Origin of the sequence: Rhodoferax sp. (assembly GCF_018063565.1) — a bacterium.
Lineage (GTDB): Bacteria > Pseudomonadota > Gammaproteobacteria > Burkholderiales > Burkholderiaceae_C > Rhodoferax.
In genome coordinates this window covers 1-16856 of sequence record NZ_JAGPBB010000079.1, presented here as the reverse complement: position 1 = coordinate 16856, position 16856 = coordinate 1, and the positions used below count along the sequence as shown (strand labels likewise).

The following is a 16856-nucleotide window of genomic DNA, read 5'->3' as shown; positions in this document are numbered from 1 at the left end:
AATTTGGTCCCGCTGACAGGAATCGAACCTGTATCTAGCACTTAGGAGGCACTCGTTCTATCCATTGAACTACAGCGAGGGGAGCGCGGATTGTAAAGGTGCTGTTTTCAGTCATACCGCAAGGTGTAGATCAGGTCGACCGCGCTTTGCTCGCCGGTTTGGGCACGCAAGGTCAGGTTGCGGCTCAGGTCATAAAAGATGTGAATGACACCCATGGCGCCATTGAAGCTGCTTTCGTAAGCCACATAAAAGTCCTTGCTGAGACGTTTGCCCAAGGTCAGCGAGGCGGCGTTGGCCGCGCTGGTGCTGTTTTCTCCGGTGCTGGTCGTGCTGCCCGTGCCAAAACTGATTTCGTCCAGACCCAGCGCCTGGGTCAGGCCTTCGGTCAGACCCCGTCCGGATTTATCCAGCAGGGCGATGGCCGCCTGTTGCAGCAAGGCCGCTTCGGCACCGGCCCCGGTGGCTGAGCGGCCCAACAGCAGCCAGCCCAGCTTTTCAGCCTCAGGCAAATCCGGGTCGGCGTAGAGTGCAACGATGGGGGCCAGCGCGGTGCCGCTGATCTGTACGCCCACGCGCTGACTCAGTTTGGGGCGAATGGCCAGCACATTCAGCGCCGGGTTGTCGGGAGCGCCGTTGAAGCGGATCAGGCCGCGCTCAATGTCGAGTCGCTGCCCGTAAGTGCGGTAAGTACCACTCACGGTGCGCAGCGTGCCATTGAGCGTTGGTTGTGTGATGTCTTTCGCAGCGAGTTTGAGCTTGCCCGCCAGGCGGGTTTCCACACCCTTGCCGCGCACCTGAAAATCGTCGCCAGCATCCAGATCGACCTGCAGGTCGACGCTGAGCCGACGCGACTGGCCCCCCTGCGGCAGGGCACTTTTGTCGGGCGCTGCCACTGGGCTGATTTTTTTTGCTCCAGCGCCGCGCACCACCACATCGGCACCCAGCTGGGGCGTGTCGTCGTCGGGTAGGGTGAGCAGTGCCTGGTCGGCCTTGAGCGCGCCACGCAGTGACAGATGGGCGTTCTGCAGATCTGCGTCGAGCTTGCCGCTGACGGTGATGCGCCGGTCGGGCCTGGCGCTGACGCGCAAGGACTGCGCCTGTGCTTCCAGTTGCAGGTGCAGGCGGCTTTCTGCAGGGTTGCGGCTTGGCAGCATTCGGGCTGAGCCGGTGATGCTGAGTTCGCCCCCCAGGGTGTTGCCAGCAGGTTTGGCGCCGGAGGCCCCGGCACCGCGCAAGGTAAAGCGTGTGATATCGAGCTGCTGGTCATGAAACCGTGCGCTCAAGTTGCCCTGGCTGAAGTCAATGCCGTCCACCAGCGAGCGCACCGCCAGGTCCTGCGCCTGCAAAGACCCGGACCATAGAGGCTGATCCACCGTCCCTTCCAGGTTGACGTAGGCGTCCATGGTGCCTCGCAGTCGCCAACCAGGGGGTGCCAGCACTGACCAGGCCTCCATGGGCGGCAGGTCCAACTGCAAGCTGCCACCGACCGGTGCGGTGCCGGGCAAACGCCAGCCATCGGATTGACGTTGAAGCTGTGTACTGAAAGCCAGCAGTGCACGGCCAGCCTGCTGACTGTCCCAGCGCAAGTTGGCGGCCAGGCGGTCAGCGTCCAGATTGAGCTGCAGGCGTGTCTCGCGCATACCGGCGGGCAGCACCTGCTCGCCGACCGTACCGGGCAGCAGCCGCAGGTCGCCCGCACTGCGTTCCAGAACCAGACTGGCGTGCAGGGTATCGGTCTGTGACGCTTCCCAGTGGCCCGCGAACAACAGATCGCTACCCAGTCCGAGGTCAGCCAGGGTCTTGCCGCCCAACAGATCAACCCAGGCCAGGGGCACACCATCGATCTGCCCCTGGCTCTGCCATTGCGGTGCTGTGTTCGTTGGGGTGGTCCGGTCAGGCCATGCCGCTGCCTGAGCCCAGCGGATGGGTTGCCATTGCACCCTGCCGTTGCCCGCCATCGGACCCCGGATGCTGGCGCTACCCGCCGACACGGTGAGCGTGTTGCGGTCCGTGGCGGGCACCCAGTCCAGCACCAGCGGCGGATGCCTGGAGGTGTTGCTCGCCGGAGTGTTGGGGGCAGATTCGTCAAGACTGAGTTGCCAACGCTGTGGCACCTGGCCAATGTGCAAGTCGAGGTCCAGCTGTTGAATCTGTGCCTGCCAGGCACCGGTCTGCGCCTGTGCCAGCTGCATCGCCGTTCGCCAACCGAGCGATTGCGGGCCACGGTCCAGGTCACCGTGGCCTTGCACGCGGAGATTGGCCAGGCTCCCCGTCGCCTGCAGAGACAGATCGCGGCTACGTCCGGCGGCTGCCTGGGTGGGTGCGCCTCCCTCTATTTGACGCCATTCCATCTTGGGTGCATCGAGTTGTGCCTTGAGAGACAGGTTGCGTCCCTGGTTCTGCCAGCCGCCCTGCCAGTCTGCCTTGAGTTCAGCATTGCCACTCAGCTGGATCTGACGGATCGATGGCGGCAGCATCGGCCAGCGCGCCAACCACCGCGATGCCGCTGCCGCATCGGTCAGATGCAGCGCCGCCGATCCGCCTCCATCGCTGCGTCCCCATCGGCCCTCGGCGCGGCCGGTCAGCCCTGGCAGCGCAAAGCTGACCTGTCCTGCGGTGGCTTGTGTCACGCTGTGATAGTCGAGCTGGGCCTGCAATTGGGTCGGCCCTGCAATGAGTTGCAACTGGCTCAGCCGGAGTTGTGGTGCGCTCCACACGCCGTTGGCCAGGAGCTGCAAGGCCGGGCCACCCTGGGGCAGCGGTGAGGTCAAGGCCGGCACTTTGTTGGCAAGCCCGCTCAGGGCCAGCTCAAAAACCGTGTTCTGGGCGACCTGATGTGCGGTGATCTGGCCACTGATGGCATTCTTTGGCAGGCGTGAGTCAATGGTCGCCGGGTTGATGTCGTTGAGCTGCAGCTGGGTTTGCCAGTGTCCCGGATCCGGCGCGCCGCTGACCGTCTGGAGCTGACCTTGCGCGCTCACGCTGCCCCCTGCGCCCTTTGCCTGAAGTGTGCGCACCAGCCAGGCACCCTGCGCATAGGTCAGTTGGGCGTCAAGGCTTTGCAGCGGCAGGCGTTGCTGGTCCAGCGGTCCGGCCTGGGTGTTGCGTGCCGTCAGGCTGGCTTGCCAGGTCTGCGCCTGCGGGTGCACCGACAGGTTGCCGTCCAGGTGGGTCTGTGGCAACTGTGGCCACAGTGTGGCCAGATTCAAGCCTTGCCACTGTCCCTGCGCTTGCACGATGAACTGCGGCTGCCACGGTGCCAGTTGTGCCGTCAAATGCACCTGCACCTGCACCGGCAATGGCACGCTGCTGCGCCGGACCGGTCCGCTCGCCGGGCGCAACTCGGGTCGCAGGTTGACCTGCAAGGCCAGCCGTGCATCGCGGCCGGCCAGATTGCCTCGCAGCTCTGCCTTCGCTGCCACCGCCAGAGCCTCGGTGCGGCCTGGCACCGGGCTGGTGATGCGGCCCTCGGCCGTCAGGGCAATGGCCATCTCGCCCTGCGCCTGCAGCGCTCCGGCAAAACTGTATTTATTGGACAAAATATGAGCATAGCCCTTTTCCAATATATGTTTACTGCTATCAAAAATATATTCAAATCCGAGCGGTCCAAAGTGCTGCGGTGTACTGCCACCCCACGTCAGTGCCCCCAGCTGTACCTCGGCCTGTACCCTGATTGGCAAACTCAGATCGGTCGGCACGGGGGTTGGTGCCATTGCTTGGGGTGGGCGCTGATCGTCAATCACCAACTTGCCGATGCTCAGCTCGCGCAGCAGCAGTTCGCGCTGCCACAATGCGGCGGGTACCCAGTTGATCTGAACCTGCTGCGCTTCCACACTCAGGCCATCCCGTTGCCAGCGTAGCCAGCCAATGCGCCCACCGTGCGCCAGCGAACCGTCCACGTCACGCACCTGCAGGGTCTGCCCGGCGGGAAGCCAGCGCGGCAGTTGCGTGAGGGCGGTTGCCAAAGAGCTGTCGGTGGCGGCCCAGAGCCAGAACACCACCACCGGTGTCAAAAGCACCAACAACAGGCTTGAGGCCGCGATCAGCAGCAGGCGCAGGCCGGGTCTCAAAATGTGAAACCCACGTTCATGTGCATGCGGAACTTGCGCACCTCAACGCCATATGCCAGGTCCATCTGCAAGGGTCCGACCGGGCTGCGCCAGCGGACCCCGGCACCCAGCCCCACCTGCGCTCGCAACTCGCTGGGTCGGTTCGCCACCGCGCCGGCATCGATAAACACCACACCCTCCCATTCGGTCAGGACGCTGTTGCGGGTGATCGGGCGTTGCCATTCCAGACTGCCGGTCAGCATATAACGGCCCGCGCTGATCTGCCCGTCCTCCAACTGGGTGCCAATACTGCGCAGTCGGTAGCCGCGAACACTGTTGTCACCACCGGCCAAAAACAGCTGTGTCGCGGGCAGACTGGCGTCAGCCTTGGCCAGCACGGCACCGGCTTGAGCCCGCAGCGAAATTCGGCCATCACGCGAATCTCGTTCTTTCTCATGACCCAGAGGCCAGAAAAACTGCCAGCGCGTCAATACCCGACCATAGGGCACACGTTCACCGCCCAGCGTTACCCCACCCCCCAGATCTGCGCCAAAAGCCCAACCGCCGGTTGGGAATGGCATGCTGTCGAAATAGCGCACGGTGAAGTTGTAGACCGCACTGATCGATTGCGCTCTGTCTGCGTCCGCCAGATCGCTGGCTGCGGTGTCTGAGCGTTCATACTGCAGGTAGTAGTGTCGGTCGATACGCTCCTCTTCCTTGCCAGAACCCACGCGCCAGAGCTGGCTGAGAACGTCAAAACTGCCGCTGGCCTGCTGCATGATCACCATTTCGGCATTCATGCGCCAGCCCCGCTCGTTGGGCGGCGAGATCAGGCCGGTGCCGATGTACTGGGTTTCCCGATCCGCTGAGGCCTTGCTCTGGGTGCGCCAGCTATTCGTTGGAAACTGGTTGTGCACGTGTTCAACGCTGACCCGGCCACCACTGTCGGTGCTGGCACCAAGCCCCACCACCACCTTTTGCAGTTTGGCTTCACGCAGACTGATCAGGACCGTGGCCGCCTGCGGTGGCGACCGGGTATCCACCGAAATGAAGGCGGTGTTAAAAAAGCCGCTTTTGGTGAGTCGTTCCTGGGCCTGCACCAGTTCCTTGTGTTCGTATTCGGCACCGACGCTCAGGCGGGCCAACTTGCGCACCAGTTCCGCATCGTGGCGCTCCAACCCGCTGATGCTCAACTCACCCAGCCGGTACAGCGGTCCCGAGTCGAGCATGACGTCAAGGCGCACCTGGCGGGTGAGTGGGTCCACGTCGGCCAACGACGCGCTGATGCGCCCGGTCGGGTAGCGCAGCGTGCTGAGCTGGCGCAGGGCCTGTTGTTTGGCATCGTCCCAGCGCGGCTGGGTAAAGCGGTTACCTGCGGGCAACTGCCAACTGTCCTGGATCAACTGGCGCTGTCCGGCGGCGCTCGGGTCATCGGCAATGGCACCGGCAAAGCGCAGCATCACCTGATGAATCCGCACCGCTTCACCCACCACGACACGGATGTGCACCTGCCGTTGCCCGGCCAAAGTGGCTCGCTGCATCTGAATCACCGGCGCAAAATAGCCCAGCGTGGCGACCAGCTTTTGCGCATCGGCCTGGGCCAGGGCGATCAGGCGGTCAATCTCCTCATCACTCAGGTCCGCCGTGGTACGGTAGCGCTGCAGGTCCAGGTGGCGTTCGAGTAATTGTTTGATTTCGTCGTTGGCCTCAACCGTCAACACAAATGCAACCGGTGGTGCGGTCGCCGCCGGCCCGGCAGCCGATTGCGCCAAAGCCAGACCGTGCGCCAGATACAGCGCCAACAGACATAACCACTTCAACATGTCATTGACTCAGCTGCCGCATGGCCTCTTCCAGCCCCTTGAGCGTCATCGGAAACATGCGCTGACCCATCAGCTGCTGCACGATGCTGATGCTCTGGCGGTACTGCCAAACGCCCTGCGGCTCGGGGTTGATCCAGGCAAATTTGGGGTAGGCGTGAGTCAGGCGGCCCAGCCATTCGGCGCCGGTTTCTTCGTTGCTGTACTCCACGCTGCCACCGGGCTGCAAAATCTCGTACGGGCTCATGGTGGCGTCACCAATGAAGATCAGCTTGTAGTCCTTGTTGTACTTGCGGATGATGTCCCAGGTGGGGAACTTTTCAGCAAAGCGACGGCGGTTGTTTTTCCAGACAAAGTCGTACACGCAGTTGTGAAAGTAATAGAACTCCAGGTGCTTGAACTCGGCCTTGGCGGCGCTGAATAGCTCTTCAACCCGCGCGATGTGTTCGTCCATGGTGCCACCCACGTCCATCAGCAGCAGCACCTTGACGTTGTTGTGGCGCTCCGGGCGCATCTTGATGTCGAGCCAGCCGGCGTTGGCCGCGGTTGAGCGGATGGTGTCGTCGAGGTCCAGCTCGTCATGGTGGCCTTCGCGGGCAAACTTGCGCAGGCGACGCAACGCCACCTTGATGTTGCGTGTGCCCAGCTCCTGCGTGTCGTCGTAGTCGCGGTAGGCGCGTTGCTCCCACACCTTGACGGCGCTTTTGTTCTTGCCTGCCCCGCCAATGCGGATGCCTTGTGGGTTGTAGCCGCCGTGTCCAAACGGGCTGGTGCCCCCGGTGCCAATCCACTTGTTGCCGCCGGCGTGGCGTTCCTTTTGTTCTTCCAGGCGTTTCTTGAGCGTCTCCATCAGCTCGTCCCAGCCCATTTTCTCGATGGCCGCCTTTTGCTCGGGCGTCAGGTCCAGCTCCAGCGTCTTGCGCAGCCAGTCCAGCGGCACCTCCTGGGTGAAGTCGGTAACCAGTTCCACGCCCTTGAAGTAGGCGGCAAAAGCCCGGTCAAACTTGTCGTAGTGCTTTTCGTCCTTGACCAGGGTGGCGCGGCTCAGAAAATAGAAGTCGTCGATCTTGTAGCCGCTGGGGGTGTCGTCATCGTTGAGGGTTTGCGGGGTTTTGGGGCCGACCACGCCGAGTTTGAGCGCTTCGAGCAGGGTCAGAAATTCTTTGACCGACACCGGCAGTTTCGCGGCGCGCAGGGTGTAGAAGAAGTCAATCAGCATGGTGCAGTGCTACAGCCAGTTTTCAACTTGGAGACCCGGCACGCGTGAAAACTCGCGTGTGTTGTCGCTGACCAGTGTCATGTTTTGGGACAGGGCATGTGCGGCAATCCATAGGTCGTTGTTGCCAATCGGTGTTCCGGCGGCCTCCATCTGCGCGCGGGTGGTGCCGTAGTGTGGCAAGGCGTTGGCAGGCAGGGGCAGGACCGGAATGGCGATGAGTAGCGCGTGGAGGTGGTGAGCCAGTTCTGTGGCGCGTTTGGAAGGCGGGAGTTTGCTCAGTCCGTAACGTAACTCGCCCGCGCTGACGATGGAAATGCCGAGTGCGTCCGGGCTGCTGTCGAGAATGCGCTGGTTCAAGACGGGCGATGCCTCCCGCAGAAAGTGGCTGACGATGTTGGTGTCGAGCAGATATTTCATTTGACTTGAGCAGCATCGGAAGTGAGCAGGGTGCTCCAGTCACGGTCTTGTGGTGCCGGGTCAATCAACTGGGATTCCACCCGCTCCAACTGCTGGCGCGCCTCAGGACTCAAGGGAGGAAGACTCTGCAAAATGTCTCGCACCGTGGCCTTCTTCTCGCGCAGGACGATTTCATCCCCCCGGCGTTCGATCAAAACCCGCTTGGAATGCAGTTGGAATTCTTTGGGCAGGCGCACAGCCTGGCTGTTGCCTGACATGAATACAGCAGCGGTGGTGGTCATGGCATGTACCTTCAATCACAATATACAGATTGTATATGGTTGACTTGCGCCGCGATGCGGCAGTGAGCTTGCAATCGCGGTGGATTGGTTGCCAAATTGCCCTGCAGCCCAATCAGAACAGTCGCCAATAGCTACACTAAAGATAGTGACGTCACGCGACGTTCAGTGTTCCTGGTGCTTGCAAGCTCAGCGTGGCTTGTCCAGCGAATACAGCAACTGCGCTTTGACTTCAGGCCATTCACCGCTGCGCAGGCTGTACATGACGGTGTCACGGATGCTGCCGTCGCGACGCAGGGCGTGGCCACGGATCACACCGTCTTTTCTGGCACCAAGGCGTTCGATGGCGGCCTGGCTGGCATAGTTGAAGTTGTCGGTGCGCCAGCCAACCACATGGCAGTCCAGCGTCTCGAAGGCGTGGGTCATCATCAGCAGCTTGCAGGTGCTATTGACATGCGAGCGTTGCACGCTTTTGGCATACCAGGTGTAGCCGATTTCGACGCGCTTGACGGTGGGAAGAATGTCATGATAGCTGCTGGAGCCCAGCACTTTGCCGGTGGCAGACTCGGTCACTACAAATGCAAAGCGGTTGCCAGTTGCGCGCATGGCCAGGGCGTCTTCGATGTACTTGCGGGTGTTTTCCGGCTCGGGCACGGAGGTGACGCGGATGTTCCACAGTTCGCCATCGGCAGCGGCGGCTTGCAGGCCAGCCTCGTGTTCCAGTGCCAGGGGCAACAGGGTGATGCCGCGGGCTTGCAGGGTGATGGGTTCGACAAAAGGCATGGGATTCCTTACTCAAAACGCCAAAATTCAGTTGGAGATCTAACCCGCACGGCAGGCCCTCTGGGCGGCTTCCTCATACTGGGGTACCAGAAATCGTTAGCGGCCCAGAGGGCCTGCTGTGCCAGACGCTGCGTGTTCACAAGTGTGTCACCGGTTTCGACTCTGCATGAACACCAGCTTTTCAAACAGCGTCACGTCCTGCTCGTTCTTGAGCAGCGCCCCCACCAGGGGCGGTACCGCAACCTTGTCGCCCTCGGTGTGCAAAACCGAGGCCGGGATGTCTTGCGCCATCAGCAGCTTGAGCCAGTCAAGCAACTCGCTGGTCGACGGTTTTTTCTTCAGGCCAGGCAGGTTGCGCACGTCAAAAAAGACTTTCATTGCCGCATTCAGCAGTTCGGCCTTGAGGCCGGGGAAGTGCACATCGATGATCTGCTTCATCGTGGCCGCGTCGGGGAACTTGATGTAATGGAAAAAGCAGCGGCGCAAGAAGGCGTCGGGCAGCTCTTTTTCGTTGTTGGAAGTGATGAACACCAGGGGTCGGTGGCGTGCAGCGATCAGCTCGCGGGTTTCGTAGCAGTAGAACTCCATGCGATCCAGCTCGCGCAGCAAGTCGTTGGGAAACTCGATGTCGGCTTTGTCGATCTCGTCAATCAGCAGCGCCACCGGCTGCTCTGCCGTGAACGCCTGCCACAGCACGCCCTTGACAATGTAGTTGTGGATGTTCTTGACGCGCTCGCCGCCATCGATGTCTGACAGCTGCGAGTCACGCAGGCGGCTCACCGCGTCGTACTCGTACAAACCCTGCTGTGCCTTGGTGGTGCTTTTGATATGCCACTGCAGCAGTGGCAAGTTCAGCGCGCTGGCGACCTCTTCGGCCAGCATGGTTTTGCCGGTGCCGGGTTCGCCCTTGACCAGTAGCGGGCGCTGCAGCGTGATGGAGGCGTTGACCGACAGCATCAGGTCGGCGGTGGCGACATAGTTTTGAGTGCCTTGGAATTTCATGGGGCTCGCGGGTTTTTGCAAAGGTGCTAGCTTACAGGGTCTGGCCGGTGCCGCCCGCAAGGTGGACGCATATCGGGTTTACGCCATGCAAAAGTGTTGTGCAGCGTCCCTATAATTGTTTGATATTTATCAAAGACCAACGCCAGAACCTTGATCTCTGCTGCAAACATGAAGAACCATTTCATTACCGTTCCCGCCCTGCTGGCGGCCTTGGCTGGCGCATTTGGCGTGCAGGCGCAAGAGCTCAAGGGCGATGCCACCGCAGGATCACACAAGAATGCACTGTGTGTGGGTTGCCACGGTATCAAGGGTTTTCACACCGCGTTTCCGCAAACCTACCGGGTACCCAAGCTGTCGGGGCAGGGGGCCGCGTACATGACGGCGGCGCTCAACGCCTACAAATCGGGCGAGCGCAAGCACCCCAGTATGCGCACGCTGGCGGCCAGCTTGTCGGCTCAGGACATTGCCGACCTGGCGGCGTATTACGAATCTACCGGCTTGGGTGCCACTTTGGAGCCGCAGGCACCGCAAGCCCCCGCCCAGGCAGCGGACCTGCTGGCCAAAGGTGCCTGTGTGTCCTGTCATGGCGCCAACTTTAGCAAGCCGGTGAGTCCTGCGTATCCGCGCATTGCCGGCCAGCACAGTGATTACCTGTATGTCGCACTGAAGTCCTACAAGACCACTGACAAGTCGTTTGTCGGGCGCGGCAATCCGATCATGGGTGGCGTGGCCAAGCAGTTTTCCAACGCGGAGCTTAAGGTGCTGGCCGACTATGTGGCCAGTCTGCCAGGCGAGTTGCAGACGCTGCAACCGGTGCGCTTCAAATAAGTCAGTCGCGCGTGGCGCGGCGTTGCACGCAGGCCACATAGCTTTGACCGTCGGGTGGGCGGCCCGAGCGCTGGCTCTCCCACAGCATTTGCCCCAGGCACTCCATGACGGCATGATGCGCATCGTGCAAGGAATCGAGCCGGTGCGTCAACAGTTCGACCGCCTGGCGAATGCCGCGTGGCTGGTCGATGCTGCACTGCTCGGTGATCGACAAATGCATCGATAAATGCAGAAAAGCGTTGTTCTGGCCATCCGTCCCCGCGGAGAGTGTCTGCAATGCGGCGTTCACATCCGCCAGCTCAGCCCGGTACTCGGGATGTTCGTCCATCCACAGCGATGCAATTTTTTCTATAGCTTCAAGTGATTGTCCTGCTTGCGCTTTGGCATAAACAGAGCAAAAAAACTGGCGGACATCGGCTTTGGATGGGCTGAACATGATGGCAGCATTGTCGCTTTCCCGGACTCGCAACTTTCGCAGCTGGCTACGGCTGCACGTGTGCGATGAGGGTTGCGCAGATCAGCCGGATGCAAACCCGATTTGGCGCCAGGCCTCAAACACTGTCACCGCTACCGCGTTGGACAGGTTCAGGCTGCGCTGCCCGGGCCGCATCGGCAATTTGAGTTGGCACGCCGGCGCGAAGGACTGGCGAACTTCTTCGCGCAGGCCTTTGGTCTCCGAGCCAAAAACCAGAAAGTCGCCGGGTTCAAAGCGCGTTGCGAACACGTTTTGCGTCGCGCGGGTGGTCAATGCAAACAGGCGCTGTGTCGATGGTGTTTCACTGATCAGAAAGCTGGGCCAGTCAGCATGTCGCCGTACGGTGGCGTACTCATGGTAGTCCAGTCCGGCGCGTCGCATGTGTTTGTCATCCATCGAAAAGCCCAGTGGCTCCACCAGGTGCAGGGTGCAGCCCGTGTTGGCCGCCAGGCGAATGACGTTGCCGGTATTTGGCGGGATTTCAGGCTCAACCAGAACGATATGAAACATGGGCAAATTGTCGCGCAGCTGTCAGCCAGCCCCTGATCATTCGGTGCGCGCAAACGCGATGGCCGATACGGCCAACGCCCCACCCGCCCGCAGCACCCGTGCTGCCGCGTGCAACGAGGCACCGGTGGTCATCACATCGTCAATCAACACCAGTCGTCGCCCCTTGATTTCATGAGCCAGCAAAGGTTCCAGCGCAAACGCGTCCTGCAGCACCGACAGGCGCAGGGCACGCTTGAGGGTGTGTTGAGCCGGTGTGTGTTTGATGCGCAGCAGCAGGTCGGCGCGGGTTTTGCCGGGGTGTAGCCGACGCGACAGCAGGTGTGCCTGGTTGTAACCACGCTCCTGCAGCCGTTGCGGCGACAGTGGCAAAGGCAATAACAGATCTGCCTGGTCGATCAATGGTTCAACCCAGGGGGCTGCCCGCAACAGCATGGCAAAGGTGCGGGTCAATCCGGGCTCGCCGTGGAACTTGAAGTCCTGGATCAGTTGCGACCACGGATATTCGTAGCTCACGGCGGCCAGGCATTCGTCGAGCGGCGGTGGATTTTTCAGGCAGATGCCACAGCGGGTGGCGCTGGCAGGCAACGGCAGTGCACAACTGCGGCAGCGCGATTGTGGCTGTGCAAACTGGCTGATGCAGGCCTCGCACACCGGTTGCGCGGGCCAGGCGTGGCAGACCCGGCACTGGCTCGGCAACCGAGACATGCTTGCGAACCGGGTGACAGCGCTGGGGATCAAGCGGGACAACATGGACTCAATATACTCGCGCCCAGCCTGCAGCACTTTGCCATGACCGAAACACCGCCCCCGACCATTGACCCGCAAGCCGCCGCGCGCTGGCAACTGCGTGGTGTGGCCGAGTCTCCCTGGCTGCACGAAGAGGTGGCGCTACGGATGCAGCAGCGCCTGGAATGGATCAAGGTGCAGCCGGCGAGCTGGATCAACTGGCAGGCGCTGTCGGGCGGGGTGAAGGGCCATGGCTTGCTGTTGCAGCGCTATCCCAAGTCCCTATGCACGGTGCTGGAGTGTGGTGCCGACAACCTGACCCGGGCCGAGCAAACGCTGCTGCCCTCGCGCTGGCATCCGCAGGCCTGGTGGCAGCCGCGTGCGAGGGTGCTGCCCCAGATTGAGCAACCGGCTCAGATGTTGTGGTGCAACATGCAACTGCATATGGCGCATCACCCGCTCACGCTGATGCAGCGGTGGCACCAGGCCCTGCAGGTGGACGGCTTTTTGATGTTCTCCTGTCTGGGGCCAGACACGCTGATGGAGATGCGCGCGCTGTATCGGGCACTGGGCTGGCCACCACCGACCCATGTGTATACCGATATGCATGATTGGGGCGACATGTTGCTGGCCGCAGGTTTTGCCGAGCCAGTGATGGATATGGAGCGCATCACCCTGACCTTTGAGACACCCGAGCGCCTGTTGCTGGAACTGCGCGGACTGGGCCGCAACTTGCAACCGGATCGGTTTGCCGGTCTGCGTGGGCGCGGCTGGCACCGCCAGCTTTTGTCCGCCCTGGGTCAGCAGCCTTTGCAGCTGACTTTTGAGGTGATCTATGGACATGCCTTCAAGCCTGCACCGCGACTGGCTGTTGGCGCACAAAGCGCCATCAGTCTGAACGAGATGCGTGCGGCATTGAAACTTGGCGCGCGGGGCAAAGATGACTGAGACCGGTTTTCGCGGCCTGTTGTTGGGGCTTTCCCTGCTGATTTTTGGTCTGTCGTTTGCCGCCTTGTTGCTGGCAGCCTGGCGCCGTCACCGGGCCGACAAAGCCGGTGAGGCGAATTTTCACAGTTCGCTGTGGGTGGAGATATCCTGGACCATCGTGCCCTGTGTGATCGTGTTGGCACTGGTCTGGCCAACCGTCAGGGTTTTCTGGGTCGGTTGACCCGGCTGGGCGGGTCGGCGTCAGGCTTCGGGTTTCCCCCCGGTTGCAGGCGTCCGGCATCGAGCACTTCCTCGACTAAAATCATTTGATAAAAATCAAATAGTTTGCGATTTTTCACCGCAAGGACCTTTTCATGATGCTTTTACTGACCCGGATTGGCCTGGGCTTGTTGACCGCCTTTGGCTCGGCTGCTGCCTTGGCGGGTTACGCCTACAACTTTCCAGAGCCGGTGACGCCGATCGCCCATGAAACTTTGCACATGCACAACCTGGTGATGGTGGTGATCCTGATCCTGTTCTTTGTGGTGTTTGCCTTGCTGATGTATTCGTTTTACACCCACCGAAAGTCAGCCGGTTTCAAGGCGGTGCCGTTCACCGGGCCGACCAATCGCAAGCAGTGGTTGTGGACACTGTCGCCGTTTGCCGTGTTGTTTTTCATTGACTATGTCGTTTTTGGTATTCCGGCGCTGCATGCGGTGCTGATGTACGAAGACACCAAAACCGACGCCGAACTGGTGGTCAAGGTCACCGGCAGCCAGTGGCTGTGGCAATACGAGTTTCCGGCCGAAGGCATCAGCTACACCAGCCGGCTGACCACGCCACGTGCACAGATTGACAATGCCCAAGCCAAAGGTGAGCACTATTTGCTCGAAGTCGACAACCCACTGGTGCTGCCGGTGGGCAAAAAGGTGCGTTTCATCACCACCTCCAATGATGTGATCCACAGCTGGTGGGTGCCGGCGTTTGGTGTCAAACGCGACGCCGTGCCGGGTTTCTTGCGCGAGTTTTGGGCCACCGTTGAGAAAACCGGTACTTACCGTGGTCAGTGTTCGGAATTGTGTGGCAAAGAGCACGGCTTTATGCCGGTGGTGGTGAACGTGGTGACGCAGCAGGAATTTGCCACCTGGCTGGCAGCCAAGAAACAGGCGACTGCCAAGCCGGCCGTGGCCGCTGCGGAGCCCGGTGCCGCCGTGGTGTTGGCCAAGGCCACACCCTGAGCTGAGGCCAGGTCAGTATTTGGATTTTGAGTATCAAGGAGCAGTTTATGGCGCACGATATGTCGCACGGCGTACCCCACGGTGATTCGCACGGCGGACACTATTCGGGTGGTTTTGTCCGCTGGCTGGAAACCACCAACCATAAAGACATTGGGATCATGTACCTGATCTTCGGGTTTGTGATGCTGTTTGTCGGGGGCGCGATGATTCTGGCGGTGCGTGCCGAGCTGTTTCAGCCCGGCCTGCAACTGATGCAGCCCGAATTTTTTAACCAGCTCATCACCTTGCACGGGCTGGTCATGGTGTTTGGATTCGCCATGCCGGTGGCCACCGGTCTGGCCAATTACATGTTGCCGATGGTGATTGGTGCGCCTGACATGGCCTTGCCACGCCTGAACAACTGGGGTTTCTGGATCTTGCCGCCGGCGGCCGTGATGCTGACGTTGCCATTCTTTCTGGGTATATTTGGCATTGGTTCCGGTGCTGTGGACACCGGCTGGACCTTGTACGCACCGCTGTCCATCCAAAGTGGCTGGGGCATGGACTTTGCCATTTTTGCCATCCACATGCTGGGTGTATCGTCGATTCTGGGCTCGATCAATGTGATCGTCACCATCGTCAACATGCGCGCCCCGGGCATGACGCTGATGAAAATGCCGCTGTTTGCGCACGGCTTCCTGATGACGGCCGTGCTGCTGATCACCATCATGCCGGTGTTTGCCGGGGGCGTGACCATGGTGCTGATGGACCGCCACTTCGACACGCATTTCTTTAACGCTGCCGGTGGTGGTGACCCGGTGCTGTGGCAACACATCTTCTGGTTCATGGGTCACCCCGAGGTGTATGTGCTGCTGCTGCCCATTGCCGGAGCCATTCCGCATGTGCTGGAAGCCTTTACCCGCAAGCCCACTTATGGCTACAAGGCGCAGGTGTATGCTTTCTGGGCGATCGCCGGTCTGGGCGTGATCGTCTGGGCGCACCACATGTTCACCAGCGGCATGTCGATTGGCAGCCAGATCTACTTCATGTACATCACCATGGCGATCTCGTTCCCGCTGGCGGTGCTGTTTTTCTGCTGGATTGCCTCGGTCTGGAAAGGCTCCATGACCTTCGAGACCCCGATGCTGTTTGCGCTGGGTTTCCTGGTGCTGTTTGGCTGGGGTGGCTTGACCGGCCTGGCGCTGTCAGACGCCGCAGCCGACCCCCAGTACCACAACGCCTACTTTCTGGTGGCGCATTTCCACTACGCGTTTTACCCTTCGGCGGTAATGGGCGCCATGGCCGCGATTTATTACTGGTTGCCCAAGTGGACTGGCCATATGCTCAATGAAACCCTGGGCAAGTGGCACTTCTGGGTGGCGGTGGTGGGCTTTAACATCACGTTTATTCCGCAGTTTTTTGTTGGTCTGGCGGGCATGCCACGGCGCATTCCGGACTACCCGCTGATGTTTGCCGAGTGGAACATGATTTCCAGCGTGGGTGCCTTTATCTTGGGCGCGTCGCACCTGATCTTTGTCTACAACGTGGTTCAGAACATTCGCGGTGGCAAAAAGGCCGAGGCCCGGGCGTGGGAGGGTGCGCAAGGTCTGGAGTGGACGGTGCCGTCGCCCGCCCCGTACCACACCTTTGAAACTCCACCCGAAATCAAATAATCGACCTCGAACCGCCGGCCATGACGCTACCTGAAACCACGAAGCCCAAATTTGACCCCCAGGAGTGGGAGAAGCGCAGGGCCGCCAATGCGCGGCTCGGCTGGGTGGTGGGTGCAATCGTTTTGGCCATGTTTTTTGGTGCACTGTGGAAGTACCGTCCGTTATGAGCACCCTGAGTGTTGCGCAGCAGGAGCGTCAGCAGAGCAATCTGCGTTTGGGCATTCGCCTGGGCTGGGTGGCACTGTTTTTTGTTGGCTTTGGTTTTGCCATGGTGCCGATGTACGACGCGTTTTGCAAGCTCACTGGCTTGAACGGCAAGACCAATACTGTCCCTGCGGTGATGGACCAAAACACCCAGGTTGACTTCAGCCGCAAGGTCAATGTCGAGTTTTTGAGCCAGACCATGCCCGGTGTGGGTCTGCAGTTCAAGCCTGAACAATTTTCCATCAAGGTGCACCCAGGTGAAATCACCCACATGAACTACACCGTGACCAACACCAGCGGTCGGGTGTTTGTGGGTCAGGCTGTGCCCAGCATCACACCGGCAGCGGCCACCCAGTATTTTGAAAAACTGGAGTGCTTCTGTTTTACTCAGCAGACCTTTCAACCGGGTGAAACCCGCACCATGCCGGTGGTGTTTGTGGTGAATCCCAAAATGGACCGTGACCTGGGCACGGTGACGCTCTCGTACGCCTTTTTTGAAGCCCCCAAGGTCCAATGACCGCTGATTTGAACCCGAATTGACCCAGAAAGAACCTCACATGTCGCATGCCGCCACGCCCGCCGCCCGGGGTCACTATTTCGTTCCAGCTGCCAGCCACTACTCCACCTACCTTTCCGTTGGTGTGTTCCTGACCGCGCTGGGCTTTATCTTTCGCATCAATGGCATCCCGGCCGGCCTGTGGAGCATGCTCATTGGTGCTGCGCTGATT

The 16856-nt window shown here is 60.6% G+C and carries 16 protein-coding genes and 1 tRNA gene; 6 read left to right on the top strand and 11 right to left on the bottom strand.

Annotated features, from left to right (window positions below; genetic code table 11):
- Window positions 1-4: 4 nt before the first annotated feature.
- The 8 genes from KBF66_RS15415 to KBF66_RS15380 all read right to left on the bottom strand — a co-directional run bounded on the left by KBF66_RS15415 (window position 5) and on the right by KBF66_RS15380 (window position 9568).
- Window positions 5-79 (bottom strand) — tRNA-Arg (locus KBF66_RS15415).
- Window positions 80-107: 28 nt separating this feature from the next.
- On the bottom strand, window positions 108-4070 hold the full coding sequence (locus tag KBF66_RS15410; protein ID WP_296659023.1) for a translocation/assembly module TamB domain-containing protein: 3963 nt from the start codon (window positions 4068-4070) through the stop codon (window positions 108-110).
- Window positions 4067-5872, bottom strand: coding sequence for a BamA/TamA family outer membrane protein (locus KBF66_RS15405; RefSeq protein ID WP_296659020.1), 1806 nt, complete (start codon window positions 5870-5872; stop codon window positions 4067-4069). Before KBF66_RS15405 ends, KBF66_RS15410 begins: the two co-directional genes overlap by 4 nt.
- A 1-nt stretch (window position 5873) precedes the next feature.
- A complete protein-coding gene (locus KBF66_RS15400; RefSeq protein WP_296659018.1) occupies window positions 5874-7088 on the bottom strand; it encodes a VWA domain-containing protein in 1215 nt (404 codons plus the stop codon).
- 9 nt (window positions 7089-7097) lie between these two features.
- Window positions 7098-7505 (bottom strand): type II toxin-antitoxin system VapC family toxin, encoded by a 408-nt coding sequence (locus KBF66_RS15395; protein ID WP_296659015.1) that lies wholly within the window; start codon window positions 7503-7505, stop codon window positions 7098-7100.
- Window positions 7502-7786, bottom strand: coding sequence for an AbrB/MazE/SpoVT family DNA-binding domain-containing protein (locus tag KBF66_RS15390; RefSeq protein WP_296659012.1), 285 nt, complete (start codon window positions 7784-7786; stop codon window positions 7502-7504). The genes KBF66_RS15395 and KBF66_RS15390 overlap by 4 nt, the downstream gene beginning before the upstream one ends.
- Before the next feature lie 186 nt (window positions 7787-7972).
- Window positions 7973-8566 carry a GNAT family protein gene (locus tag KBF66_RS15385; RefSeq protein ID WP_296659009.1) on the bottom strand — a complete coding sequence of 198 codons (594 nt, stop codon included), beginning with the start codon at window positions 8564-8566 and terminating at the stop codon, window positions 7973-7975.
- 147 nt (window positions 8567-8713) lie between these two features.
- Window positions 8714-9568, bottom strand: a complete 855-nt coding sequence (locus tag KBF66_RS15380) for a MoxR family ATPase (protein ID WP_296659007.1) — start codon at window positions 9566-9568, stop codon at window positions 8714-8716.
- Window positions 9569-9736: 168 nt separating this feature from the next.
- On the opposite strand from KBF66_RS15380, the gene KBF66_RS15375 reads away from it, so the two are divergent.
- Window positions 9737-10396, top strand: coding sequence for a c-type cytochrome (locus tag KBF66_RS15375; RefSeq protein ID WP_296659004.1), 660 nt, complete (start codon window positions 9737-9739; stop codon window positions 10394-10396).
- 1 nt (window position 10397) lies between these two features.
- Here KBF66_RS15375 and KBF66_RS15370 read toward each other — a convergent pair whose 3' ends face one another.
- The 3 genes from KBF66_RS15370 to KBF66_RS15360 all read right to left on the bottom strand — a co-directional run bounded on the left by KBF66_RS15370 (window position 10398) and on the right by KBF66_RS15360 (window position 12086).
- A complete protein-coding gene (locus KBF66_RS15370) occupies window positions 10398-10832 on the bottom strand; it encodes a DUF1841 family protein (protein WP_296659002.1) in 435 nt (144 codons plus the stop codon).
- A gap of 81 nt (window positions 10833-10913) precedes the next feature.
- Window positions 10914-11381, bottom strand: coding sequence for a tRNA (cytidine(34)-2'-O)-methyltransferase (locus KBF66_RS15365; protein WP_296658999.1), 468 nt, complete (start codon window positions 11379-11381; stop codon window positions 10914-10916).
- A 36-nt stretch (window positions 11382-11417) separates the two neighbouring features.
- Window positions 11418-12086 carry a ComF family protein gene (locus KBF66_RS15360; protein ID WP_296658996.1) on the bottom strand — a complete coding sequence of 223 codons (669 nt, stop codon included), beginning with the start codon at window positions 12084-12086 and terminating at the stop codon, window positions 11418-11420.
- An 84-nt stretch (window positions 12087-12170) separates the two neighbouring features.
- Here KBF66_RS15360 and KBF66_RS15355 point away from each other — a divergent pair, with 84 nt between their 5' ends.
- From KBF66_RS15355 to KBF66_RS15335, 5 genes are all read left to right on the top strand, one after another.
- Window positions 12171-13055: a biotin synthase gene (locus KBF66_RS15355; RefSeq protein ID WP_296658993.1), complete on the top strand. Its 885-nt coding sequence runs from the start codon at window positions 12171-12173 to the stop codon at window positions 13053-13055.
- Window positions 13048-13275 (top strand): cytochrome c oxidase subunit II transmembrane domain-containing protein, encoded by a 228-nt coding sequence (locus tag KBF66_RS15350; RefSeq protein ID WP_296658990.1) that lies wholly within the window; start codon window positions 13048-13050, stop codon window positions 13273-13275. Before KBF66_RS15355 ends, KBF66_RS15350 begins: the two co-directional genes overlap by 8 nt.
- A gap of 133 nt (window positions 13276-13408) precedes the next feature.
- On the top strand, window positions 13409-14272 hold the full coding sequence (gene coxB / locus KBF66_RS15345) for a cytochrome c oxidase subunit II (RefSeq protein WP_296658987.1): 864 nt from the start codon (window positions 13409-13411) through the stop codon (window positions 14270-14272).
- Window positions 14273-14331: 59 nt separating this feature from the next.
- A complete protein-coding gene (locus tag KBF66_RS15340) occupies window positions 14332-15924 on the top strand; it encodes a cytochrome c oxidase subunit 1 (RefSeq protein WP_296659026.1) in 1593 nt (530 codons plus the stop codon).
- A 163-nt stretch (window positions 15925-16087) separates the two neighbouring features.
- Window positions 16088-16645, top strand: coding sequence for a cytochrome c oxidase assembly protein (locus tag KBF66_RS15335; RefSeq protein ID WP_296658980.1), 558 nt, complete (start codon window positions 16088-16090; stop codon window positions 16643-16645).
- The last annotated feature ends 211 nt before the right edge of the window (window positions 16646-16856 follow it).